This window comes from Parapedobacter sp. SGR-10 (assembly GCF_011030405.1).
In the GTDB taxonomy this organism is placed as follows: domain Bacteria; phylum Bacteroidota; class Bacteroidia; order Sphingobacteriales; family Sphingobacteriaceae; genus Sphingobacterium.
This window is the reverse complement of the sequence record NZ_JAAJTJ010000015.1, coordinates 64687-90100: the sequence shown is the minus strand read 5'-3', so window position 1 is coordinate 90100 and position 25414 is coordinate 64687. Positions and strand designations below refer to the sequence as shown.

General features: G+C 43.8%; 21 protein-coding genes and 1 tRNA gene. 9 read left to right on the top strand and 13 right to left on the bottom strand.

Going from position 1 to position 25414, the window contains the following annotated elements; genetic code table 11:
• Positions 1-252: 252 nt before the first annotated feature.
• Complete coding sequence (locus G5B00_RS11785; RefSeq protein WP_163875378.1) at positions 253-447, top strand: cold-shock protein; 195 nt, start codon at positions 253-255, stop codon at positions 445-447.
• A 76-nt stretch (positions 448-523) separates the two neighbouring features.
• Here the strand turns inward: G5B00_RS11785 and G5B00_RS11780 are convergent, their stop codons facing one another.
• The gene (locus G5B00_RS11780) at positions 524-817 is read right to left on the bottom strand and encodes a hypothetical protein (protein WP_163875375.1); all 294 of its coding nucleotides are present in this window, start codon (positions 815-817) and stop codon (positions 524-526) included.
• A 70-nt stretch (positions 818-887) separates the two neighbouring features.
• A complete protein-coding gene (locus G5B00_RS11775; RefSeq protein WP_240894473.1) occupies positions 888-1316 on the bottom strand; it encodes a cold-shock protein in 429 nt (142 codons plus the stop codon).
• 225 nt (positions 1317-1541) lie between these two features.
• On the opposite strand from G5B00_RS11775, the gene G5B00_RS11770 reads away from it, so the two are divergent.
• Positions 1542-3695, top strand: coding sequence for an HD family phosphohydrolase (locus G5B00_RS11770; RefSeq protein WP_163875372.1), 2154 nt, complete (start codon positions 1542-1544; stop codon positions 3693-3695).
• A 92-nt stretch (positions 3696-3787) separates the two neighbouring features.
• A tRNA-Ser gene (locus tag G5B00_RS11765) sits at positions 3788-3877 on the top strand.
• Positions 3878-4016: 139 nt separating this feature from the next.
• Here the strand turns inward: G5B00_RS11765 and G5B00_RS11760 are convergent.
• From G5B00_RS11760 to G5B00_RS11750, 3 genes are all read right to left on the bottom strand, one after another.
• Positions 4017-4154 (bottom strand): hypothetical protein, encoded by a 138-nt coding sequence (locus G5B00_RS11760; RefSeq protein WP_163875369.1) that lies wholly within the window; start codon positions 4152-4154, stop codon positions 4017-4019.
• Positions 4155-4254: 100 nt separating this feature from the next.
• Positions 4255-4464 carry a DUF2945 domain-containing protein gene (locus G5B00_RS11755; RefSeq protein ID WP_163875366.1) on the bottom strand — a complete coding sequence of 70 codons (210 nt, stop codon included), beginning with the start codon at positions 4462-4464 and terminating at the stop codon, positions 4255-4257.
• 7 nt (positions 4465-4471) lie between these two features.
• Complete coding sequence (locus G5B00_RS11750) at positions 4472-5038, bottom strand: DUF488 family protein (RefSeq protein ID WP_240894472.1); 567 nt, start codon at positions 5036-5038, stop codon at positions 4472-4474.
• Positions 5039-5475: 437 nt separating this feature from the next.
• Here G5B00_RS11750 and G5B00_RS11745 point away from each other — a divergent pair, with 437 nt between their 5' ends.
• Both G5B00_RS11745 and G5B00_RS11740 read left to right on the top strand, forming a co-directional pair.
• Positions 5476-6390, top strand: coding sequence for a hypothetical protein (locus tag G5B00_RS11745; protein ID WP_163875363.1), 915 nt, complete (start codon positions 5476-5478; stop codon positions 6388-6390).
• A gap of 152 nt (positions 6391-6542) precedes the next feature.
• Complete coding sequence (locus G5B00_RS11740; protein ID WP_163875360.1) at positions 6543-8381, top strand: UbiD family decarboxylase; 1839 nt, start codon at positions 6543-6545, stop codon at positions 8379-8381.
• 70 nt (positions 8382-8451) lie between these two features.
• On the opposite strand, the gene G5B00_RS11735 is transcribed toward G5B00_RS11740, so the two are convergent.
• The 8 genes from G5B00_RS11735 to G5B00_RS11700 all read right to left on the bottom strand — a co-directional run bounded on the left by G5B00_RS11735 (position 8452) and on the right by G5B00_RS11700 (position 19160).
• Complete coding sequence (locus G5B00_RS11735) at positions 8452-8826, bottom strand: DoxX family protein (protein WP_163875357.1); 375 nt, start codon at positions 8824-8826, stop codon at positions 8452-8454.
• Positions 8827-8918: 92 nt separating this feature from the next.
• Positions 8919-10361, bottom strand: a complete 1443-nt coding sequence (locus tag G5B00_RS11730) for an alanine/glycine:cation symporter family protein (protein WP_410510770.1) — start codon at positions 10359-10361, stop codon at positions 8919-8921.
• Between the two features lie 63 nt (positions 10362-10424).
• Entirely contained in the window at positions 10425-12815 is a 2391-nt protein-coding gene (locus G5B00_RS11725) for an alpha/beta hydrolase family protein (protein ID WP_163875352.1), read from the bottom strand.
• Between the two features lie 89 nt (positions 12816-12904).
• Complete coding sequence (locus G5B00_RS11720) at positions 12905-14203, bottom strand: anthranilate synthase component I family protein (RefSeq protein ID WP_163875349.1); 1299 nt, start codon at positions 14201-14203, stop codon at positions 12905-12907.
• Between the two features lie 3 nt (positions 14204-14206).
• Positions 14207-15484 carry an adenylosuccinate synthase gene (locus G5B00_RS11715; protein WP_163875347.1) on the bottom strand — a complete coding sequence of 426 codons (1278 nt, stop codon included), beginning with the start codon at positions 15482-15484 and terminating at the stop codon, positions 14207-14209.
• 116 nt (positions 15485-15600) lie between these two features.
• The gene (locus G5B00_RS11710; RefSeq protein WP_163875345.1) at positions 15601-16098 is read right to left on the bottom strand and encodes a Fur family transcriptional regulator; all 498 of its coding nucleotides are present in this window, start codon (positions 16096-16098) and stop codon (positions 15601-15603) included.
• A 173-nt stretch (positions 16099-16271) separates the two neighbouring features.
• On the bottom strand, positions 16272-16826 hold the full coding sequence (locus tag G5B00_RS11705) for an REP-associated tyrosine transposase (protein WP_163875342.1): 555 nt from the start codon (positions 16824-16826) through the stop codon (positions 16272-16274).
• Positions 16827-16952: 126 nt separating this feature from the next.
• Positions 16953-19160: a RelA/SpoT family protein gene (locus tag G5B00_RS11700; protein ID WP_163875339.1), complete on the bottom strand. Its 2208-nt coding sequence runs from the start codon at positions 19158-19160 to the stop codon at positions 16953-16955.
• A gap of 143 nt (positions 19161-19303) precedes the next feature.
• Between G5B00_RS11700 and G5B00_RS11695 the strand changes: the two genes are divergently transcribed.
• The 4 genes from G5B00_RS11695 to purL all read left to right on the top strand — a co-directional run bounded on the left by G5B00_RS11695 (position 19304) and on the right by purL (position 25349).
• Positions 19304-19972, top strand: a complete 669-nt coding sequence (locus tag G5B00_RS11695) for a DUF4294 domain-containing protein (RefSeq protein WP_240894471.1) — start codon at positions 19304-19306, stop codon at positions 19970-19972.
• Between the two features lie 15 nt (positions 19973-19987).
• Positions 19988-20479: a glutathione peroxidase gene (locus G5B00_RS11690; RefSeq protein ID WP_163875336.1), complete on the top strand. Its 492-nt coding sequence runs from the start codon at positions 19988-19990 to the stop codon at positions 20477-20479.
• 189 nt (positions 20480-20668) lie between these two features.
• Entirely contained in the window at positions 20669-21388 is a 720-nt protein-coding gene (gene bshB1, locus G5B00_RS11685) for a bacillithiol biosynthesis deacetylase BshB1 (RefSeq protein WP_163875409.1), read from the top strand.
• 232 nt (positions 21389-21620) lie between these two features.
• Positions 21621-25349, top strand: coding sequence for a phosphoribosylformylglycinamidine synthase (gene purL / locus G5B00_RS11680; RefSeq protein WP_163875333.1), 3729 nt, complete (start codon positions 21621-21623; stop codon positions 25347-25349).
• The last annotated feature ends 65 nt before the right edge of the window (positions 25350-25414 follow it).

Genomic DNA, 25414 nt, shown 5'->3' with positions numbered 1-25414 from the left:
AGGCTCTGCCTACGCTCATTCTGACATTGTTGAGGTTTTCTCTCACATTATCAGTTAAGCTCTTTCAGTTGCCATTTTAATAGTTATCAACAATATATACAGCAGTAACGCGCTGGGTGGCCTTGAAGTCTCGATTTTAAATCTCCTCATATATTTCTGTTAACATTTATAAAGCACCTTGTTTTGCCAGAAGGTAAGCAATGCCTTGTCGGAATAACTAGTAGAATAATTTATCAATAAAATAGTAATACAATGCAAGAAGGAACAGTAAAATTCTTTAATGAGACCAAGGGTTTCGGTTTTATCACACCTGCAGATGGCGGTGCTGATGTTTTTGTACACTCTACAGGTTTGATCAACCACATCCGTGAAAATGATCAAGTGACCTATGAAGTGGAAAATGGAAAAAAAGGACTTAACGCCGTCAATGTACGCGTAGCAGGATAATTTCCCAATTTGGAATACCCCCTTTAAAGGGTATCTGGAAAATGTAGCAAATCTAAAGTTTGCTGCATTTTTTTGTTTAATCGATCTTGTAGTTTGCCTGTGACATAATCAAAGCGTAGACCTGATCCATAAACAATAGTGTATCGAGGTTTTTGTTGTACTTGCTTTCCTCGAAGAGTAAGCTGTAGCAACCTTTTGTCTTGAGGGAGGTGAAATTGAATTTATGCAGCTGTAGCCAAGAAGGTTTAGGTTGTTTCTCGTCGATGCTGCATTCGATCGTATGGATTTCGCCTCTGTGTTCCATGTTATAGTTTATCCTCAATCCCTCAGCCAACGCATTGGGATATTTCAATACGATATGTTTGTTCATGTTTCTAACTGTTAAAATGTGTAGATAAAGGTTGCCCGCTCAGGAGCAACCTTATGGATAATGCAAGGTATTATATCATTTCCACTTCCGAAATCTGGTTGCCCTGTTTCGAGCGTGTGTACTTGTACTTGACTTTTTGGTGTAGTGGCAATACCATACCAGCGAGTTTATCATTGAAGTAGACGGTTTCCCTTGACTCGTTGTCCCGGATGAAACCGTAATGTCCTTCTTCGTTGTAGTAGGAGACCTTGCCGAATAGGTATTCGTCCTCAGGATCTGCGGGGCGTAGCAGGTCTTCTTCCTTGAATTTGTAAGGTTGGGCAGGAGGGGTGTCCGAAATGTTTCCGAACTCATCTACATAAGCAAACATCTCTTCCAGGGATTTACCCTTGTTGTTGCTTGCCTTGTTGATTTCTCTTCTTTCCAGCTTTTCCTGTTTTTTTTGTTGCTTCTTTTTTGCTGTTTCTTTCTTTTTGAATGTAAGTTGACTTTTAGCCATTAATTAGAATTAAAGATTTATTGTGATAAAATGAAAGGTACTTTGTTCTTAAGGGAAGCGAGTGGCTTGGGGATAAGAATAATAGATGCCTCTGTGAATTAGTCAAATATACGATTTTAAATTGATAAATCCTAACTTCGGAAGTCTGCGATTGAGAAATGGACTTTTTTAAATTGACAAGATAATCTTACATTTGTTTGTAAGATATATCCAATGTAGAAAACTGTGGCTAAACTTAAGATAAATTACTTCAACACAAAACTTCAAGCGGATTCGCCCTTTGTCAAATACGCCATGGTCACATTCACGGTGTTGCTGATCTGCATATTTTTGCCCAAGCAACCTCGATTTGAATATGAATTTCAAAAAGGAAAGCCATGGAACCATGAAAACTTGGTCTCGCCTTACAACTTTTCTGTGCTCAAGACAAAGGAAGAACTGGATAAGGATAGGCAACATATCTTAAAGACCGTTCAGCCCACGTACAATCTGCAAGCGCACATCAGTAAAGAGCAGATCGATCAATTCACGACCGACCTCGCCGAAAAATGGCAGTCCAGTCTCATGGATACCGTTCCGAACCTCAAGATGGATACCTATCGGGAGAAAGGGGAGGATCTCCTATCGTATATCTACAATAGAGGCGTAATCTCATTGGTAAACAGGTATCAAAACAAAGGCGAAGATCCCGAAAAAGTAGATGCCACAGAATCAAACTATAATTTTACCCTTCTGTCGGGAAATATAGCCCAGCAGAAAAATACGGTCGACTGTTTTACCATCGAAACGGCTTACGAATACGTCCGGCAAAATCTAAATAAAGATTCCAAGATAAGCAGAAAAGAGTGGCTAGCCGATTTGTTGAAAAACTACATTACGGTCAATTACATATACAATGAATCCTTGACCCACAAGATCGAACAGACGGCATTGGCCAACATTTCAACGACGCGGGGGATGGTTCAGAAAGGTGAATTGATTGCCGAAAAGGACAAGATCGTCAACAATGAGACTTATCAAAAACTGTTGTCGCTGAAAAAAGTCTTTGAGGATGAGAATAAGATCGGTGGTGACCAGAATTACGTTGCTCTGGGGCAGTTTTTTATTGTCGGAATGGTGATGACACTGCTGTTGGTCTTTCTGTACTATTTTAGACGGGAGATCTTCTACAACAACCGCCTCCTGTTCATTATATTTATCGTCATCATTGCCATGTTAGGCGTGTTGACCTGGGCTATCAAAGTAAAGATAGGCAGCTTGTACTATATTCCGTATTGTGGTGTGCCGATTATATTACGTATCCTGTTCGATACACGCGTCGCACTCAATATTCATTTGCTCATGGTATTGATCGCGGCTTTGTTCGTACCCAATAGCTACGATTTTGTGTTTTTGCAGTTCATCTCCGGTCTGGTGGCTATATATAGTATCAAGTCCATGGTCAAGCGGGAGCAGTTCTTGATTTCGAGTATTTTGATACTGGCTACGTACATCATCGGGTACATCGGTTTGGTACTGACGCGGAATGGGTCATTGGGAAGCATATATTTCAATGATCTCCTTCCTTTTGTCGTCAGTGTGGGGCTGACCTTGTTGGCTTATCCATTGATCTACGCCTTTGAAAAGCTCTTTGGCATTGTCTCCGACCTTACCTTGATGGAATTGACCAATAGCAATTCGAAGCTATTGCGGGAGCTATCGTTGAAAGCGCCGGGGACTTTTCAGCATTCTCTGCAAGTAGCCAATCTGGCCGAAGCGGCGATTTATAAAATAGGGGGGAACCCTTTATTGATACGTGCCGGAGCATTGTATCACGATATCGGTAAGATGATCAATCCACTTTATTTTATCGAAAACCAAAAGACCGGAAGCAATCCGCACGAAGAGCTCACATCCGAGCAGAGTGCACAAATCATTATCTCCCACGTCATCAAAGGAGTAGAAATAGCCCGACGTCATCAGCTGCCGGATGTGATCATCGACTTTATCCGTACACATCACGGCACGACCCGTGTAGATTATTTCTACAATGAGTTTTTGAAAAATAACCCGGACAAATTGGTCGATGAAACGATCTTTCGCTATCCGGGACCTATTCCATTTTCGAAAGAGACGGCTGTGCTGATGATGGCCGATTCGGTGGAGGCGGCAGCACGGTCTCTGAAAGAGCCGACCAAGGAATCAATCAATACGCTCGTGGATAAGATCATTGAGCATAAGCTGATACAGAAACAGTTTGAGAATGCCAATATTACATTGAAAGATATACACAGTGCCGCAGAACTGTTCAAAAGTATGCTGATGAGCATATACCATGTGCGTATAGACTACGATGTCAATAAAAAGAAAGATTCCCATAAAGAAATTGAAAATCAATAGCTTAAATTTCGTTGTAGGAAATTTGTTAAAAAAACGTTTTGCACACTTTGCAGATTGGTTTTTTTACATTATGTTTGCACTGTTAATTTTAAGGAGAGGTGCCTGAGTGGCCGAAAGGAACAGTTTGCTAAACTGTCGTACTGGAAACGGTACCGCGGGTTCGAATCCCGCTCTCTCCGCCAACCAAAATGAAGCCCGACGTAAGTCGGGTTTTCTGTTGAATAGGGTGAGCCAAACTCGTTTGAGTGAAGCCTGTTCAACAGAAATAAGAAATGAGCGTAGCGAATGGATTCATTTTGGTTGAAGCCTCCACACAAGGGATCACCGAACGAAGTGAGGTAATCCCGCCACATAATTGCCGCTTTTGTTTCCCTCAAATGTTTTCCAGTCAATGGCTTTTATCACGCCTACATTGGCAAGAGCCGTATGGGGATTTTTGGGCTTCACCTCGTCGGTCATTTCTATATCCTTATCTTTTGACCGACCATCGGAATCGTACAGGTCGAAAGCGTAAATTTATGCAGAAGAGCAGTCTGCGGGAGATCAGACCCTAGTATAATTAAATCTTTGTCAGTGCAGTACCTTTGTGTGCTGCGATATGGTCTGTTTTGTCGCTTTTTATTTCATATTGCGGATCGGCTTCCGTGGCGTGGTGTGTATAACCTTTGTAATCAAAATCTTTTGTATGCACCTTTATTATCGTACCCGAAACTCTTCCGGCTTCTGAGTTCCAGCTTACTTTGTCACCTATTTTAAATTTTGTACCCATAACTATTTTATTGGTTAAACAAATCTTCATCAGAATAAGATATCCGGTCGCCAATCACGTTCGCCGGCGATGTATAGGAGTGCTCTTCCGCTTTATTCACGTCCATAATATGCAGCACCGTCCAACCTTTGGCTTTCAGATAATCGGATACCAAGGCACGATGACAACGCCACCACACGGCTTCGGCGCACATATATGCGGTTGGCGATTCCAAGACGACGGCTTCCAATGCTTCAACACCCTGTACAAAATCTTCGGTTTCCATATAATCGGCATAGCCGCGGAAAGAAGCATTTCGCCAACGGGTGTTTTTAGAATCTTTAAGTACTTTCCTTCTGCCACCCAGTTCTTTTATGTACATGTACCGGATGCCGTTTTCCAGTAGCGACGCTTCCAGATTCTCCTGGTCAAACTGGGGAAACTTCCGTGAGCCGGGAAGCCGTCGGATATCGACCAGTGTTTTAATCCCAAAAGACTGTAGCATCGCCAAAAATTCACCGAAACTATGTGTAGAATGGCCTATGGTATATACGGTATTTTTGCTGGGTGTATGCATTCCGTTACTTTTACTCAACTATTATAGCTTTATCCATCACCGAATCCTATCCGTCATCGAAATATAAATATAGGTTGATTAAACGAAAATACGAAGAATCAACACTATGTTTTACCTTGAATTTCGGAATGGGTGTACCACAAGAATCCTCAAAACGTCATTTCGACGAGGTAAGAGGAGAAATCTATAGTCATATAGAATTAATTTTTGCTCATCCATAGATCTCTCTCTTCGTTCGAGATGACGATTTTCTCAAAAACGGAAACCGACCGTAGGAGGCTGCATATTTTTTGTGTTGCGTTAAACATGCTCGATTTATTTTGGGATATAAAAACTATTCTTCATGTTTGTTGGGTAAAAGATACTCCACAATAAAATTAAAACTGTCTGCGATAATTGTACTTAATAAACAAACTATGGTGACGCAGACATTGACGAATTGATAAATTAATGAGATGAATACAGCATATGAAAATATTATCGATGTGGCTCGCATCGCTTCATACGAGAGTAAAGAAAACATAAATGACATCTTGGCATTGGCCCAAAGAGAACACATCGCACCCGCCTCCCAAGACGAGAAACGAACACTCCTCTTGGCTATTGATGTGCAGAATGATTTTATGGAAAATATCGGAAGCCTGGCTGTACAGGGCTCAAAAGGAGACGTACAACGCCTTACGCAGTGGATGTATCGCAATATAGAATCCTTGACCCAAGTGATATGCAGCCTGGATTGCCACTCCATGATGCAGATCTTTCACCCGGTCTGGTGGTTGGACAGAGAGGGTAACCATCCGGCACCCTTTACAATCATCAGTTACGAAGATGCGGCAAATGGTATCTGGACAGCGGCAAATGGCGAAACCGGGCGTTCTTTGGAATATCTGCGTAACCTGGAATCTGCAGGCAAGAAACAGCTTTGTATCTGGCCTTATCACTGTCTGGAAGGTACGGCCGGGGCTAAGCTCGAAAGCGAATTCACCAAGATGCTTTATTTTCATGCGGCAGTACGCAACGCTACACCCAAGCTGATCTACAAAGGACAAAACCCTTATACCGAGATGTATGGTATCATCAAAGCGGAATATGACAAAGAATACTATGTCAATCATGCAGTGCTGGACGCTATTCGTGAGTACGATACCATCTTTATCGCAGGGGAGGCTTCTAGTCACTGTGTGTTGGCGTCGGTCGAACAGATTTTGGAGCATTTTGCAGATGACAGATCGATAACTGCCCGTATTACGTTGCTCGAGGACTGTATGTCACCCATTGGAGGCTTTGAAAGCAGTACACAGCAACAGTTTGAAGAACTTAAAGAAAAATACGGTGTACAGATCAGAAAATCTACGGAAGTAACCCTATGATTGATATCGAAGATGTGCAATGGTATGGATGAAGCCCATGAGATTTGACCTTTGGCATGACCGTATCTTCGAAGTAGCCATCTGCCATTGAAGGAAATTTTTATAGAAGAAATATTCTGTTATTTTTGTAATTCACTAAATACAGTACAAAAATGGGATATCCGAGTTTAGCTGCCTGTGTGGACGATCTGGAAAGACATGGTCACCTGATCCGCATCAAAGAAGAAGTAGATCCCTATCTGGAGATGGCGGCTATACACATGCGGGTATATGATGCACAGGGCCCCGCTTTGTTTTTCGAAAACATCAAGGGTTCTGAATTTCCGGCCGTGTCCAATCTATTCGGTACGATGGATCGTTCGAAGTTCATGTTTCGCGATACGCTCGATCATATCAAGAGGTTAGTGGACGTCAAGATGGATCCTACGGCTGTATTGAAAAACCCGCTGCGATATATAGGTTCATCGGCTGTTGCGTTGGGCGCATTGCCCTGGAAGAAAAAATCCGGAGCCCCTATACTGTATGGTAAGACACAGGTCAGCAAGCTTCCACAGATCGTCAACTGGCCGATGGATGGAGGTGCTTTTGTGACTATGCCACAGGTGTACACCGAAGATGTGAGCAGTCCCGGTATCATGAAAGCCAACCTGGGGATGTACCGCATACAGTTGTCGGGAAATGAATATATCCCTGATAGGGAAATTGGACTGCACTACCAATTGCATAGGGGTATAGGTGTGCATCAACAGAAAGCCAATCAGCTCGGACAGCCTTTGAAGGTCAGTATATTTGTTGGCGGGCCACCCTCACATCCTTTGTCGGCTGTCATGCCTTTGCCCGAAGGGCTCTCGGAAATGATTTTTGCTGGTGCTTTGGGCAATAGGCGTTTCCGCTATTTTTACGATGAGGAAGGGTTCTGTATTTCGGCAGATGCCGATTTTGTGATTACGGGTACGGTCTATCCGAATGAGACCAAACTAGAAGGCCCGTTTGGCGATCATATCGGTTACTATAGCCTTGCGCATCCGTTCCCATTGATGAAAGTGCATAATGTGTACCACAAGAAAGATCCGATATGGTCGTTTACCGTAGTGGGAAGGCCACCGCAGGAAGATACCAGTTTTGGAGCACTGATCCACGAAATCACAGGCAATGCCATTCCCAAAGAAATCAATGGACTAAAGGCTGTACATGCTGTCGATCCGGCCGGCGTACATCCGTTGCTCTTTGCCATAGGGCGTGAAAGCTATACTCCATATCAACAGGTCGACAGGCCGCAGGAGATATTGACCATAGCCAACCAGATATTGGGCAAGAACCAGCTGAGCCTGGCCAAATATCTGTTTATAGCGGCCTCCGACGACAACCCCAATCTGGATATCCACAATATCATCGGATTCTTGACCCATATTCTGGAGCGTATCGATCCCAAACGAGATTTACATTTCCATACCAATACGACGATCGATACCTTGGACTACTCGGGAGACGGACTGAATGCAGGCTCCAAAGTCGTGTTTGCAGCAGCAGGTGAAAAAAAGAGGGCGTTGGCGACAGAGATACCTGCCGGACTGGAATTGCCAAGGCCGTTCGGCCATGCCAAGCTGGCCCTTCCGGGAGTGTTAGTGGTAGAAGGCTCTACGTTCACGACGTACGAAGAAGAAAAGCAGGTACTGGATACTTGGTGTAAGGCTTTGCAGGAAAAGGATCTCACAGGCATACCGTTGATCGTGTTGGCAGATGATGCAGGCTTCACGACGGATCATATCAACAATTTCGTGTGGGTCGCTTTTACGAAGTCCAATCCGGCCTATGATATCTATGGGGTGGGATCTTTTACCAAATACAAACATTGGGGCTGTGAGGGCTCAATCATCATCGATGCAAGGCGCAAACCTCATCACGCACCGGATCTGATCAAGGATGAAGCCGTAGAAAGGCGTGTAGATCAATTAGGTGCGAAGGGTGGAAGTTTGTATGGGGTGATTTAGGGATGTGAATTTACTGCCTACTATTTCGTTCGATGTCATTGCATATGATTTCGATCAGTAGGAGATGTTGCTATTTTAACAACCCTAAGTATTTAGACCTATTGTCCCAAATAATCCATAGCATAAATGCCCAAATGACCAATGCCATAAACAGTCCATCGGGTGCGACGGTCATATGTGTGAGCAATACGCCAACCATCACAGGAAAAACGATCAACGTTCCCAAAGCTCGTGTTTTCGGAAGCAATATCAGCAGGCCGCCCAGTACTTCTGCAAAACCGATCAATGGCATCAGCCACGATATCTCAGCAAAAGCAAGGTTGTCTTTTACCAATTCTTCGGGCAGACCTTCCGGTACGGGCATGTATTGTATGAATTTATTCAGCCCACCATTGATCAAAAGTAGTCCAAAGAGCGAAAATAAGATTGCTTTTATGATTTTCATTGCCGTATGTTTAGGTTTTAAATTTATGAACATATACGGAATATAAAATTGTCATAGGACAAGAAATGATGTATTGGGATGATTCAGATACACTATTTCTCCTCTTTATTTCTGTTCCAAAATTCCATGCCAGGGATATTGAATTTTGAATTATCAAATACAGGATCCTTGCCCGCTTTTCGCTGACTATCGTAATCTTTGAGTAGAAGTAACACTTTATTGTGTAGTAGCAGGATAGCGATTAAGTTGAGCCAAGCCATTATACCCACACCTATATCCCCCAATGTCCAAGCCGAAGCTGCTGTTGTGACACAACCCATGTAGACCGATACAAGGATCAGGATACGTAATGCCCATACCATCCAGGTACTTTTGTTTTTGCCCATGATGAAACTAACATTGGTCTCAGCGATGTAATAATAGGCCATGATCGTAGTGAAGGCAAAGAAGAGTAGGGCTATGGCGACAAAGGCATCTCCTATCAGTGGAAAATGATGTGCAACCGCGTATTGTGTAAACTCTGGGCCTGGCGCTATATTCGGGAGATTGTGAACGAGAAACCCTCCCTCGGGATTGATGACATTGTATTGCCCGGTAAACAGGATCATGAATGCCGTAGCTGAGCAGACAAATAAGGTGTCCACATATACGGAAAAGCCTTGTACAAGCCCTTGTTTGATCGGATGCGTGACTTCTGCAGCAGCAGCAGCATGAGGGGCGGTTCCCTGCCCAGCTTCGTTGCTGTATATGCCACGTTTGACGCCCCAAGATATCGCCATGCCTATGACGCCGCCAAATGCAGAATCCACATTGAAAGCAGAGTCCAAGATCAAGTAGAAGATGTCTGGTATGGATGTAAAGTTCAAAGCCATGATGATGAGAGCCATCAAGATGTAGGCACCGGCCATAAAGGGAACGACATATTCGGCTACTCTACTGATCCGTTTGACACCACCGATGATGATGACGCCGAGAATAAGGATCAAAATGATTGCGATAAGATGATGGGAAAGACCGAAAGCAGCATTAGCAGAGATGGATATACTATTACTCTGCACACTGGGAAGCAAAAATCCCGTACTGATGACTGTGACAGCGGCAAGCGTCCAAGCAAATACTTTGGACTTCAATCCTCGAAGTATATAAAAAGCTGGTCCACCTCGGTATTGGCCATCCTTTACCTCTTTGTACATCTGTCCCAAAGTGGCTTCGACCATAGCAGAAGAAGCTCCCAAGAACGCGATTGCCCACATCCAAAAGATTGCACCCGGCCCACCCATAGCGATAGCTGTAGCGACTCCGGCTATGTTGCCTGTCCCCACACGGCCAGATATGGCCAATGAAAAAGCCTGAAACGAGGAAATGCCCTTATCCGAACTGTTGCCTGTAAAAAGCAGTTTGACCATGTCTTTCAGATAGCGCAGTTGGGGAAGTTTGAATCGGATGGTAAAGTAGACACCGGATAGTAGGCAGAAATATACAAGAGCATCGCTCCAGACAATGTTATAGATTTGGTCTATGAATTGTTGCATCAATAGTTTTAAGTTTAGGCAGGCTAAGGTATATAAAAAAAATGCCACATACAAGAATCTTTTACTCTAATCTTTCCTATTTTTTACGTATTTTTCCAACCAACGGTCTTGTTCCCAAAGAATGTGTAAAATAGATTCTCTTGCTCTAAACCCATGGTATTCATAAGGGAACATAACTAATCTTGCGGTACCTCCATGTCCTTTGATGGCGGCATACAGTCGTTCGCTTTGTATAGGATGTGTTCCCATATTTTCATCATCTATACCATGTGTGATCAATAGAGGTCTTTTGATCTGATCGGCATAATTAAATGGCGAGATGTGGTCATAGACGTCTTTTGCCTGCCAATATATTCTAGTTTCATTCTGAAATCCGAATGGGGTCAGGGTCCGGTTGTATGCACCACTACGGGCAATTCCTGCGGCAAATAGGTCGGTGTGTGCAAGTAGATTAGCTGTCATAAAGGCTCCGTAGGAATGTCCTCCGACACCAAAGCGTTTTCGGTCGCCAATGCCTTCTTCCACCAAATAATCGATCAGTGCTTTGGCATTGAGTGTGATCTCTTCCACAAAGTTGTCGTTGGGACGATCTTTTTCCCTTTTGACGACGGGCATAGCAGCTGATTCTACAACCGCATAGCCACGGGTCACCCAATATACAGGTGAGCGAAAAGCTATTTCCGTAAATCGATGTGGTGTTACTCTTACCTGTCCGGCAGTTTCTTTGCTTAGGTATTCACGGGGATAAGCCCAAACCAGGACAGGCAATGGAGCATCTTTTTTCGGCTCAAAACCCTCTGGGAGGTGCAATATGCCAGATAGATTAACCCCATCTTCTCTCCGGTAAGAAATCAACCGTTTTTGTGTACTTGCCAGGCTGGGATAAAGGGATTCGAAAGCCGTTAGTACTGTTTCTGCATTGCTCTGTATATCCTTACGGATCATGTTGGGAGGCACGTTGCGGGATTCTCTTGTAAAATAAAGGGTCTTTTTGCCATCAAAATGGATCGGTTTCTCATAATGGTTTGCCTTTGACTTAAATATCGTATCCCGTTTGTCTTTCATCAGATCCCAACGCAATAAAAAGGGGCGTTCACCTTCGGGCGAAGCACCTTCACTAATTGTATAGACTACAGGAGACTGATCTCCGGATATAAGCATTTTGCCTTTGCTGATGACAAAATTGCCCGGATCCCGATACCCGTCTTCCGAGCTCCTTTCCTCGATCACCTTGATGAGTTCTCCGTTTGTTGGGTTGATTAGTGACCATTTTAACTTCCGTTGGCTCGTCTGTTGCTCTTTGACTACCGCGAAATGGTCATTTCCCCAAACAATGTCCTTGTATGACAAATTGGTACGATATAATACTTGAGGTGTACCATCGAAAGGTGCTGACAAAGACAAGATTTCGTCACGGTATTTTTTATTTTTTGGAATACGTTTTACCCAAACTAGCTCATGAGGTTTTCCCTTTCTCCATTGATGTTTCCGTTCATAGTTGATATTGCTTGCGGTATTTTCTATCAAGGGGCGTTCATGCAAGGTGGTTACTTTAGTTCCGCTTTGGTCCCAGATTTCGGTCGTTTGTGAGAAATAACTAAGTCCTACGCTGTAAGAATAAGGCTTTTGGATACGCTGTATGAGTATATATTTACGATCCGGGGAGAAAGTATTGGTGGTAAATATACCTGGTTCACCGAATTTTTCTGTACGACCATCCAGATAGACTTTTATGAGTTGACTTTCCGCATAATAATCAAAAAGAGCTTCATCATGGGTATTGCTCAATAGGTTTTGGTAAGTCTGCGCCCGGGTACGTTTTCCCATGTTTTCTTGGATAATGGGGCCGCGCGCAATAGGGGTAGCGATGGGGGCCGGTTTTTTATCCCATGCCGGGACTTGAACCAACAAACAGTCCTCTCCGCTCACCCATTGTATAGGTTTCCCTGTTATTACATTTAGACGATCGATGTTCAATTTTTTGGTCGAAAGAGAATTCAGGTCTGCATACCAGAGTTCCAATCCGTTTTGTGTCTCGTTGGTATAGACAAAACGTTGTCCATCCAAATGCCATGTCAAGTTGTCTAAACGCAGTTCATTCGGCATTCCACTCAGGCTTACATCGCTTCCGCTCGTTAAGTTGGTCAGTTTGATCGAAGTATAGGGGTCACTCTCGTTATTTTTTGTGATAATTGTTCTCAAAGCAGTATCGACACTTAGTCCGGCAAGACCTTTGATTGGCTTGGCAGCCCTGTCTATATCAATATATCGTGGCTTGTTCAATACAACCATCCACGTTTGGAGTGGGTTGAGTTTGATGTCAGAGACATTGGGGGCATCTACCAGTTCGACAATACTCTGAGAAGGTGTCTGATATGTTAGGCTCTCCTGGGCTTTAACTGTAAAAGTCAAAGCTATGGTGATCATCAGTAAAAAAGAAAAGGGGTGAAATCTCATAAAAATATATTATTGTGTATTGTCTGTCTACTTGAATTCCAGCATATTTACAATTGAAATAACATTAGTTAGGAGTAAAGTTGTCATTATTATTTGGTTTTGGCAACTTCCTGCAATTTCGTTCCTAATGTTTCCAACATTGCTTTCGCTTTTAGTAAACATTCTCTATATTCATCATCTGCCACGGCATCAACTGTAATAGCCCCCCCTGTATGAAAGGACAGGTATTGTTTAGTGTCGTTGTACAGAATGGTCCGTATGATGACATTGAAATCAAAGTCTCCATTTGGTGCAAAATAACCTACAGTTCCGGAATACACACCTCTACGGCTATGTTCGTATCGATCGCATAATTGCATGGCACTGATCTTGGGCGCGCCGGTCATGGATCCCGGGGGGAAAATGTTTTTAATAGCTTCTATGTCACTTATTTGGTTGTTCTTTTGACAAGTAATGGTGGATACAAGTTGGTGTACCTGTCTATAACTCTTGATTTCCAGTTTACGCTCTGCAGCTACTGTTCCGGGGTGCGCACTGCGGGTCATGTCGTTGCGTACGAGGTCGACGATCATCACGTTTTCGGCAATCTCCTTGGGATTATTGCGTAAGGTTTCTTGGATTTTCCGGTCTTCCTCGGCTGTACGGCCTCGTGGTGCGGTACCCTTGATAGGTTGGGATATTAAGCTCTCGCCACGCTTTGCCAGAAAACGTTCGGGCGAAGCCGAAAGGATATATTTGTCTTTGATCTTGAAAAAGGTCGAAAATGGAGTAGGGGATACTTGGTTGAGCTTGACGTATGTCTGCAAGGGATGGATATGGGCTGGTTGCGCATAAAATTCCTGGCAGAGATTGACCTCGTAGATGTCTCCTCGTTGTATATGGGCTTTTAGCTGTTCAAAAGCGTTTATATACTCTTCTTTTGACATTCTCGAAACAACTTCCCCTTCAAACGGATGTTCTTGTTCTTCAAGCTCAGTTGCCATAATCTGCGAAAATATTCTTGTCGGGTCGGCTGATATGATCTCTACAGATTGTGCGGAGAACTTAAGAATGGTCTGCGGAATAAAAAAATAGGTGTCTGGAAAACCTAAGGGGTTCGGGAAGGAGGTCGATAAATCTTCGATTTCGTTTTTGAGATCATAACCAAAAAATCCAAACATCCAATGATGGGGATGTTTGGATTTAAAGTTTTCTAAAGCTTGAAATGTATCTGCAGTATTGTTCTCAAAAACTGCTGTAGCTCCAACAGCTAGGATAGATTCGATAGAACTATATGTATCGCTGTATCCATTGGATTGAAGGAAGCAAACCTGGTCAAACTGTTGTGCCCAAGCCAGCGCCTGACGTTCGAATACTGCTTTATGTACCTCAAATATGGCTGTAGCCATGTTTTATGCTTTCAACTCGATAGTCTGTGTACGGTCAGGTCCAACAGATAGATAACGGATAGGTACTTCCAACGCTTTTTCCAGATAATCTATATAGTTTTTGAGTGCAGTTGGGATTTCTGACTGTGTACGTATGCCTGTCAAATCTTGATTCCATCCCTGGATTTCTTCAAGGACTGGCTCCGGTTTGATGGAGTTGATGTCATACGGCATGTAGTCGATCACCTCGCCGTTGTATTTATAGTGTGTACATACATATATCTTGTCGAAAGTATCCAATACATCGGCTTTCATCATGACGAGTTCGGTCACGCCGTTGAGCATAATGGCATACTTCAAAGCGGGAAGGTCAATCCATCCTGTACGACGTGCCCGTCCGGTGGTCGCTCCAAATTCATGGCCCAATTGACGTAATCTTTCACCCGTTTCGTTGTCCAGTTCGGTCGGAAAGGGGCCTCCACCTACGCGGGTACAATATGCTTTGAAGATACCCAATACGGAGCCGATTTTATTGGGTGCTATACCCAAGCCTGTACAGGCTCCTGCGGTAGTTGTGTTGGAAGAGGTGACAAAAGGATAGGAGCCAAAGTCTATATCCAATAGTGTGCCTTGGGCTCCTTCTGCCAATACTTTCTTTCCTTCTTTGAGGTATTGATTGACCAAATGCTCCGAGTCCACATGCGGAATAGTCTTGATAAATTCTATCGCCGCCAAAAAGGCTTCTTCACGTTCGGAAAAATCGGGGATTTCGCCGTAATGAGATAGTATATTGAGGTGTTTTTCCTTTAGCTTTTCGTAGCGTTGCTGAAAGTCGGGCAGTGTGGTATCTCCCACGCGTAAGCCATTACGGCCGGTCTTGTCCATATAGGTAGGCCCGATCCCCTTTAACGTAGAGCCAATTTTGCCGTCACCCATTTTAGATTCGGAAGCGGCGTCCAGCAGTTGATGTGTAGGTAATATCAAGTGTGCTTTGCGGGCCAAGACCAACTTGCCGGCACCTACCGGATCAAATCCGGCAGCCTTCAAGTTGTCCAGTTCTCGTTTGAGGATAATCGGATCGATGACCACGCCATTTCCGATAAGGTTTAACGTTTGAGGGTTGAAGATTCCGGATGGAATGGTGTTCAATACGAATTTTTTGTTGTCAAATTCTAAGGTGTGTCCGGCATTGGGACCTCCCTGGAAGCGTGCGATCAAATCGTATTGAGGACAGAGTACATCGACGATTTTCCCTTTACCCTCATCGCCCCATTGTAGGCCCAGTAGCACATCTACTTGCATAGCTTTTAGTTGTTATTGATTATGTAATTAAATACAAAATGATTAAAAAATAATGTTCGGAAAACAACGTAGTCATTTTCCGAACAAATTTAATATTAAAAACATTGTAATAGGAATTAATTTGAAATTACTTCCTTCTTGGATTTTGCTTTTTCTTCACTGGACTTTTGAATCTGGCAACTTTGGCAGATGCCATAGAGATTGAGGGAGTGGTGCTTGATGTCAAATTTTAACAGGTCGCCGATCATCGTCTGTATCTGATGGATACGTGGGTCGCAGAATTCGACAACTTTGTTGCACTCGATACAGATGACATGGTCATGCTGCTTGTAGCCATATGACTTTTCGAACTGTGCCATGTTGCGGCCAAACTGGTGCTTGGTCACCAAGTCACAGGATACCAACAGTTCCAGCGTATTGTACACCGTCGCCCGACTTACACGGTATTTCTTGTTTTTCATGTGAATGTACAAGGACTCCACATCGAAATGATCATTCCGGGAATAGATTTCTTCCAGGATAGCGTACCGTTCAGGTGTTTTTCGCAGGCTTTTGTTCTCCAGATACGCTTCGAATATTTTTTTGACTGTTTGGTAATTTTCGCCTTGATTCATGTTATCCTTTAATGCTTATATGCAAATTTATCAATTTCATTCTGATTTTGCGTGAATTATTTTTACTCGTTAGATGTTTGTGACTTTTTATTTTAGTAGAGACATGTCTGTTCGTAGAGTTCCGAAGGGTCTCTACGGACTTTATAAATGGAATAGGAGTCTCCGACTCCGTATCAAATAAAATCAATATCTATCAATCCTTTTTCTTCTGTATAGTAGTCGATAGCCGATGAATAAAGATAATCTTGTTCTCTCATCACTATTCCGGCTTTTACCGGGTTCTCGTGTACATAATTGAGTCTTGTCTCTATGATGGCATTGGTATCGCATTGGATCGGATGGTTATCCTGTCGCCAAAACTGATATTCTTGGTTTCTGTTGTTTTTTTCTCCGGCTTTTTTGAATATCCATAGCATCCAATTCTTTCTGCTTTCCCTTGTGTTTTCGTTTATGGCTTTAATGATGGCTGTTGAGGTGTACTTTTTGAAATCTCTTAATATATCAGATAGACGATTAGGCTCTTGGGTTGATAAAATTAAATGAATATGATTACTCATAATGCACCAAGCATGAACTTTTAATCCTTTTTCCCTTTGACAAAATTTCAGACTTTCGACCACAATGTCGGCATAACCCTTTCGTGTAAATACATCAACCCATTCGATTACAGCAAATGTAATGAAGTGGATTGAATATTGATCTTTTATGGAGTACCCTTGTTCACCCATAAATGAATTTCAATGTAATTTTAAGATTGTACAACCATTTCGTAGGTAGTCGGAGACTACCTTTTTCATTGTTAAATCCTTAGTGATCGCTACGCTGAACACTAAGGATAGTGTGAATGTCAAAAATCAATTCTCCGACTCGTATCGTGTCACGCCCGTGATGCCTTGTACACCTTTTAAGTGATTGATCAGATTGTCCAATTGATCCGTGTTATTGACATGTACCATGATGTTGCCCTCGAAGATACCTTCGTTGCTGGATATAGACAGCGAACGGATATTGACCTTGAAGTCCTGCGAAATCACGGAAGTCAGCTTGTTGATCAAACCTACATCATCTATACCAACGATACGTATGCCCGTCAAGAAAGCCGTATCCTGCTGTGCCGACGCCCACTTGGCTTTGAGAATACGGTAACCGTAATTTGCCATAAGCTTTGAAGCATTAGGGCAGGAGGTGCGGTGTATCTTTATGCCGTCGTTGACAGTCAGGAATCCGAAGATGTCATCCCCTGGAATGGGGTTGCAGCACGGAGCCAACGTATAGTCGATCTTTTGCATATCATCTCCTATCAAGATGGTGTCGGCATCTTTCTTGTTCAGCTTTTCGACCAACCCGTTAATGTGCGAAGTGAATTGGTTGGAATGGGTCTCCGGGGTCTTTTCGTTAGCCACATACTCGCGTAGGTTCTTGATGTCGATCTCTCCTTTGGCTACATTGTAAAACAACTCTTGTGAACTGGGGTATTTAAAGAAATTCGCAATCTTGTTGATGTTGTCTGTATTGTACGTGATTTTCAACGATTTGAGTTTGCGTTCCAGGATCTCTTTGCCCTCTTCGGCTACACGGCGTTTTTCTTCCTTGAGCGAGGAGCGGATTTTGGATTTGGCTTTGGCTGTGACGACAAAGCTCAGCCAATCTTCCTTGGGAGACTGCTTGTTGGAAGTAATGATCTCAACCTGGTCTCCATTTTGCAAGGGGTGACTGAGTGGTACCAATTTGTGGTTTACCTTGGCACCGATACAGGTGGCACCAATGTCGGAGTGTATCTCGAAGGCAAAGTCCAATGCTGTAGCTCCGTTGGGCAATTGAATAAGTGTACCTTTGGGTGTGAAGATGAATATTTCATCGGAAAAGAGGTTCATCTTGAAGTCATCCAAAAAATCCAAGGCATTTTGCTCGGGATTGCTGAGAATATCACGTACCTTTTGTATCCATTGATCCAGTCCATTGTCCGAATTGGATTCTTTGTATTTCCAGTGTGCGGCAAACCCCTTTTCGGCAATTTCATTCATACGCTTGGTACGTATCTGTACTTCTACCCATTGTCCTCTCGGGCCCATGACCGTAGTATGTAATGACTCGTAACCGTTTGCTTTGGGCGTGGAAACCCAGTCACGAAGCCGATCGGGATTGGGGCGGTAGAGATCTGTGACAATGGAGTACACTTTCCAACATTCGGTTTTTTCCTTTTCGTCCACTGTATCTATGACGATACGGATGGCAAATAAATCATAGACCTCTTCAAAGGGAATGGACTTTTTCCGCATCTTGTTCCATATGGAATGGATGGACTTTGGTCTGCCGAAAATATCGGCCTTGATTCCCTGTTCTTCGAGTATCTTTTTGACAGGTTCGATAAAATCGGCCACAAACTTTTCGCGTTCGGCCTTCTTTTCATTCAGTTTTTTGGCGATAAATTTGTAAGTGTCCGGATCGGTGTACTTCATGGACAGGTCTTCCAGCTCGGATTTAATGGCGTACAAGCCCAAACGATGGGCGAGAGGTGCGTAGAGATAGCTCGTTTCGGACGCTATCTTGAGCTGCTTGTGCCGTGCCATGAATTCCATAGTGCGCATATTGTGTAGTCTATCCGCCAGCTTGATAAGGATGACCCGTACATCATCTGCCAGGGTCAATAGCATCTTGCGGAAGTTTTCGGCCTGCAGTGAGCTGTTCGGGTCGAATACCCCCGATATTTTAGTCAGACCATCGATGATCTTGGCTACTTTTTTACCGAATCGCGCTTCAATATCTTCTAGCGTGAGGCTGGTGTCTTCGACGACATCGTGCAATAGAGCACAGACGATTGAGGTGGTTCCCAGTCCGATTTCTTCGGCGGCGATCTGTGCTACGGCTATCGGATGATAGATGTATGGTTCTCCGGATTTACGCCGCATGTCCTTATGGCTTTCTAGCGCCAGATCGAAAGCTTTCCTTATCTCCTGTTTGTCACCTCTTTGTAAAGTTGGTTTGCATGCTCTCAATAATGCCCTGTATCTTTTTCGTATTTCCTTGCTTTCTGCCTCAATATCAATCACATAATCTTCCATAAGAACCTCTTAAAAATTTCGTTATTTTGTAAAAAAATATTTAATTTTATGTTGGATAACGATTCTATAAATCTTTGTCTTTACTTTGTGACATAAATATAGATAAAATAAATCCTTTTTAGAAGGAATATATATCCAAAAATATGATGGGTAGCAAAAAATTGGTAGGTTTCATGGTACTGTTGATGGTGCTTGCGTTCAAAGGAATGGGGCAGGAATTGCCTTTGCCGATACGCGAGCCCTTGACGTTGCCCCACTATGGACCGGGAGAACCTGACGTGGTCGCCTATTATGCGACGACTACCCTTGAAAGTGGAGAAGTGGTGCCGTGGTTTGCTATAGAGGAAGTTGTCGTGCGTGCTGTGCGTAAATGGAAAAGTGAACAAGAACGGTTACAGTATATGCGCTTAAAAAGAAATGTATTGCGTGTACTGCCGTATGCAATTTATGCCCAGAAACGCTATGAACAATTGGATCGGGAGCTGGCTTTGGCTTCTTCCAAACGGGAAGAACGTCGTTTGATAAAAGCTTGTGAAAGTGAGATCAAGGAAAAAATCAATTCGGAGGTTAAGAACCTTTCCGTATCCCAAGGTAAGATATTGATCAAGCTTATCGAAAGGCAGACGGGACATACCAGTTATGAATTGGTCAAAGATATGAAAGGAGGTGTCGCTGCCTTTGTCTATCAAGGTGTAGCAAGGGTATTCGGTCATAATCTTAAATCTACCTACGACGCGCAAGAGGATTTTGTGATAGAGAATATCATCCGTGAATATGAAGTCGTACGACCTATCAACAAGCCGTACCAATAGCATAAATTGACCGCCATGAATACGATCTACGACTATAGTGCACTTGAGTTTTCCGGCCAGGAAAGATCGTTGAAAGACTTTTCGGGCAAAGTCGTGTTGATCGTCAATACTGCTAGTAAATGTTATTTTAAACGACAGTTTAAAAGTTTGGAGCAGCTTTATCGGCAATACCGGGATCAAGGCTTTGAAATATTGGCATTCCCTTGCAACGACTTTTTCAATCAGGAGCCTCGTTCAGGCTTGAATCTGGAGACCTATTGCCGGCTCAAAGAGCAGCTTACCTTCCCTGTTTTCAAACGAATCCATGTAAAAGGCGAGTATGCACATCCATTGTACAAATATCTATCCTCTAAAGAGCTAAACGGACGTGTCGACTCCAAACCGGTATGGAATTTTCATAAATACATCATTGATAAATCTGGTCGTGTAGTTGATTTCTACTGTCCTTTTACCAATCCTCTTTCTTCCAGGGTACAGGCGCAGATCCGGCGTTTGTTGGCGGAGTGAGTAGGCTGTGCTTGTTGATAGAGGCACACCCTTTCTATCCGTAGTGTTGAGCGTAGCGGTCACTACGGATTGATAATGAAATAGAGTTTCAGACTCCTGTCCATTCAGAAAGTTCGTAGAGACCCTGCGGAACTCTACGAACAGTAATGTATCTTTGTACGCAGTACAATATTCAATAGTATGTCAGAAATAAAATTAGATTTGCTGGTGATGACCGTACACCCCGACGATGCTGAGTTGGGTGCTGGAGGTACGATTGCCAAATATGTTGCCGAAGGTAAAAAAGTGGGCATTGTGGATCTCACGAGGGGAGAGTTGGGTTCGCGTGGTACGGCAGAGACCAGGACGGAAGAGGCCGAGGCAGCCTCGAAGATATTGGGGGTGTCTGTTCGGGAGAATTTGGGTCTGCGAGACGGCTTCTTTCAGAATGAAGAGGAATCGCAAAAGAAAATCATTCGTGCCATACGTAAATTTCGGCCTGAAATTATCATTACGAATGCGTTGGATGATCGGCATCCGGATCATGGCAGGGCCAGTAAGTTGGTCAATGATTCTATTTTTCTGTCGGGTCTGAGGAGAGTCGTTACTTTTGAAGACGATGTGGAGCAAGAAGCTTTTCGACCAAGGTTGCAATTGCAATTGGTCCAAGACAAGTATATACAACCGGATATAGTTCTGGATATTACGCCTTATTGGAATATCAAAGAGCAGGCTGTTCTGGCATACAAGACACAATTCAACGCTACAAACGAAGAAGATGGCCCGCAGACCTATATTTCCAGTCCGGATTTTATGGAGTACACCAAGGCCAGGGCGCGAGAGTTTGGCCGCAATATCCAAGTGCCGTTTGCAGAAGGGTTTACTTCACGCAAGCTGTTGGGAGTGCGGGATATTTTTGATTTGATTTAATTTGTAAATTATTCCAACGTTAGCGTATAAACAATTTCATTAAGTTAGAGGTAAAACCGTTCTTTTATGTTATTCTGATCCTAACCTGAAGCGGGACCAGGATAACATAAAAGATCTCCTTTTTTCAAAAATTTGTTCATAAAATTTGACGAAACAAAAATATTTTTCCCCGAAAATATTCTGTAAATTTGTGCTTTAATTTGAAGAACATTCAAAATTCACTTATATAATAATGATTCATTTCTTTGAGAACCCATCGAACACAGTATACGGTGTTCAAAGTGTACACTCTTTATCACAAGAAGACATCAGCAAACTCAACTGGCTTTTCGGGAACGCTAAAAAATTGGAACAAGACATACTGGAGCATTGGTATGTGGGGCCTCGTGCGGCCATGATCACGCCCTGGAGTACGAATGCTGTAGAGATCACTCAAAACATGGGTCTCCAAGGTATTGTGCGTATAGAAGAGTTTCAGCCTGTGCCGGCCGATTTCAACGATTTCGACCCGATGATCTCACAGAAATACAGTGCCTTGACGCAGGATATGTACACCATTCATATTCAACCGGAGCCTATTCTGGAGATAGACGATATTGACGCATATAACAAATCCGAAGGATTGGCCTTAAACCCCGAAGAGGTCGAATATTTGAACAATCTATCGGTAAAATTGGGGCGCAAGCTGACCGATTCGGAAGTGTTTGCTTTTTCCCAAGCCAACTCGGAACATTGCCGCCACAAAATATTCAACGGTACCTTTATCATTGATGGGGAGGAGCAACCCTCCTCCTTGTTCAAGTTGATCAAAAAAACTACCGCCGAAAACCCCAATGAAGTAGTGTCGGCTTACAAAGATAATGTGGCCTTTATCAAAGGTCCTAGGGTGATGCAATTCGCTCCTCGATCGGCAGACAGACCAGACTTTTACGAAGAAAAAGAATTTGAATCGGTACTGTCCGTCAAAGCGGAGACCCATAACTTCCCGACGACAGTAGAACCTTTTTCGGGTGCGGCGACAGGTTCGGGAGGCGAAATCCGTGACCGCATGGCGGGTGGGCAAGGTGCTATTCCTTTGGCCGGTACGGCGATTTACATGACCGCTTATTCGAGACTGGAGCAGTCTGCATTGGATCTTCAGCCCGGCACCGTTACGGAGCCTGCCGGAAGGTCGAACAGTGCAAGACCCTGGGAAAATGCCATGGCTGAACGTCCTTGGCTATACCAAACACCGATGGATATTCTGATCAAGGCCTCCAACGGTGCTTCAGACTTTGGTAATAAGTTTGGGCAGCCGTTGATCGTGGGCTCGGTGCTGACTTTTGAGCATGAGGAAGGCGGACGTAAATTGGGCTACGACAAAGTCATTATGCAGGCTGGTGGCGTAGGTTATGGCAAATTGGAACAGGCCAAGAAGCATACACCTCAAACCGGAGATAAGATCGTTATATTAGGTGGTGAAAACTACCGTATCGGTATGGGAGGAGCGGCTGTTTCGTCGGCAGATACAGGTGCATTTGGTTCGGGTATCGAATTGAATGCTATACAGCGGTCGAATCCTGAAATGCAGAAGCGTGCGTGTAATGCTGTTCGCGGTATGGTCGAATCGGACCATAATCCTATTGTATCTATCCATGACCACGGTGCCGGGGGGCATTTGAACTGCCTTTCCGAATTGGTAGAAGACACGGGAGGATTGATCGATCTGGACAGATTGCCTGTAGGAGATCCAACGCTTTCTGCAAAAGAGATCATCGGCAACGAATCTCAGGAGCGTATGGGCTTGGTCATTAGCGAGAAAGATATAGATACATTAAAGCGTGTAGCGGATCGCGAACGTGCACCTATGTACATAGTAGGGGATGTCACCGGAGATCATCGCTTTACGTTCCGGTCACAGACCACAGGCGAGGTGCCGATGGATTATGCCCTGGCAGATTTCTTCGGGTCTTCTCCCAAGACGTATATGCGTGACAAAACGGTACAGCGCATGTACGCTGATGCAGAATATACTGTAGAGAATATACCAATTTACTTGAACCAAGTCCTCCAACTGGAAGCAGTTGCCTGTAAGGACTGGCTGACCAACAAAGTAGACCGTTGTGTAGGTGGGCGTGTAGCCAAACAACAATGTGTCGGCCCGTTGCAATTGCCCTTGAACAATGTCGGGGTGATGGCATTGGATTACAAGGGTAAAGAGGGGATTGCGACTACAGTAGGACATTCGCCTGTAGCAGCGATTGTTGATCCGGCAGCGGCCAGCCGTACGGCAGTTGCAGAGGCTTTGTCCAATATTGTGTTTGCCCCTATCAAAAATGGTTTGGCAGGCATATCCTTGTCGGCCAATTGGATGTGGGCATGCAACAACGAAGGAGAAGATGCGCGTCTATATAAAGCGGTAAAAGCTTGCTCAGATTTTGCTGTCGAATTGGGTATCAATATTCCGACAGGGAAAGATTCGCTTTCGATGAAGCAAAAATATCCGAATGGAGAAAGCGTCATTGCACCGGGAACAGTCATTATTTCTGCGGCTGGAAACTGTACAGATATTCATAAAGTAATCGAACCGGTCTTGAAAAAAGATGCCGGATCTATTTACTATATCAATTTGTCAAAAGACAACTTCAAACTGGGCGGTTCGTCTTTTGCACAGATATTGAACAAAATTGGCAAAGAAGTGCCAACTATCCGGGATGCGGCTTATTTTAAGCTTGCTTTCAATACGATACAGCAATTGATTCTGGATGATCAGATTGTAGCGGGACACGATGTGGGGTCGGGAGGTTTGGTCACGACTTTATTGGAAATGACTTTTGCGGACGTGGATTTGGCTGCCAACTATGACCTATCTGGACTGGGCGAAGCCGATACTGTTAAAGCATTGTTTAATGAAAATATTGCTGTAGTATTACAAGCAAAATCTGATTCAGTTTTCGAGGATGTATTGGCAGGTGCCGGAATTGATGCTGTAAAAATCGGTACAGTTGACGAGGGTACAGAAGTGACATTCAAAAATCACAACGATAGTTTTACATTCAACATAGCCGAGACACGTGATATCTGGTTCAAAACGTCATTTTTATTAGATCAAAAACAGTCTAAAAACGGAATGGCGGATGAACGTTATAACAACTATAAAAATCAGCCATTGCGATATGAGTTTCCAACGCATTTCGAGGGTAAGAAGCCGGTTATTGACTCTGCGAAACCTCGACCAAAAGCAGCTATCATTCGTGAGAAAGGATCCAATTCTGAGCGGGAAATGGCTAATGCCATGTATCTTGCGGGGTTTGATGTCAAGGATGTACACATGACGGATCTGATTTCGGGTCGCGAAACATTGGAAGATGTTCAGTTTATCGGCACCGTCGGCGGGTTCTCCAACTCGGATGTGCTCGGATCGGCCAAAGGCTGGGCAGGCGCGTTTCTGTACAACGAAAAAGCCAAAAGAGCATTGGACAATTTCTTTGCTCGTCAAGACACACTTTCCGTCGGTATATGTAACGGATGTCAGTTGTTTATGGAGTTAGAACTGATCAACCCCGATCATGACCAACATGGCAAGATGCTACACAATACATCAGGGAAGCATGAATCCAACTTTGTGTCGGTCAAAGTAAGAGAAAATAACTCCGTGATGCTGTCTACATTGGCCGGTACGACGTTAGGAGTATGGATCTCGCATGGTGAAGGCAAATTCAATCTTCCGAAAGAAGAATCGGCCTATCATATTGTAGCTAAGTATGCCTATGAGCAATATCCGCACAATCCGAACGGTTCGGACTTCAATACAGCGATGATGTGTGATCGTACGGGACGCCATTTGGTCACCATGCCCCATATAGAGCGCTCGATCTTCCAATGGAACTGGGCAAACTACCCCGATGGAAGACAGGATGAAGTGTCACCGTGGCTGGAGGCCTTTGTCAATGCGCGAAAGTGGTGCGAAGAGCACAGATAAAGAAAACCTTATAGGTTTAATGTATACTGAAAGACCTCCGAAGTTTTCAAAACTTCGGAGGTCTT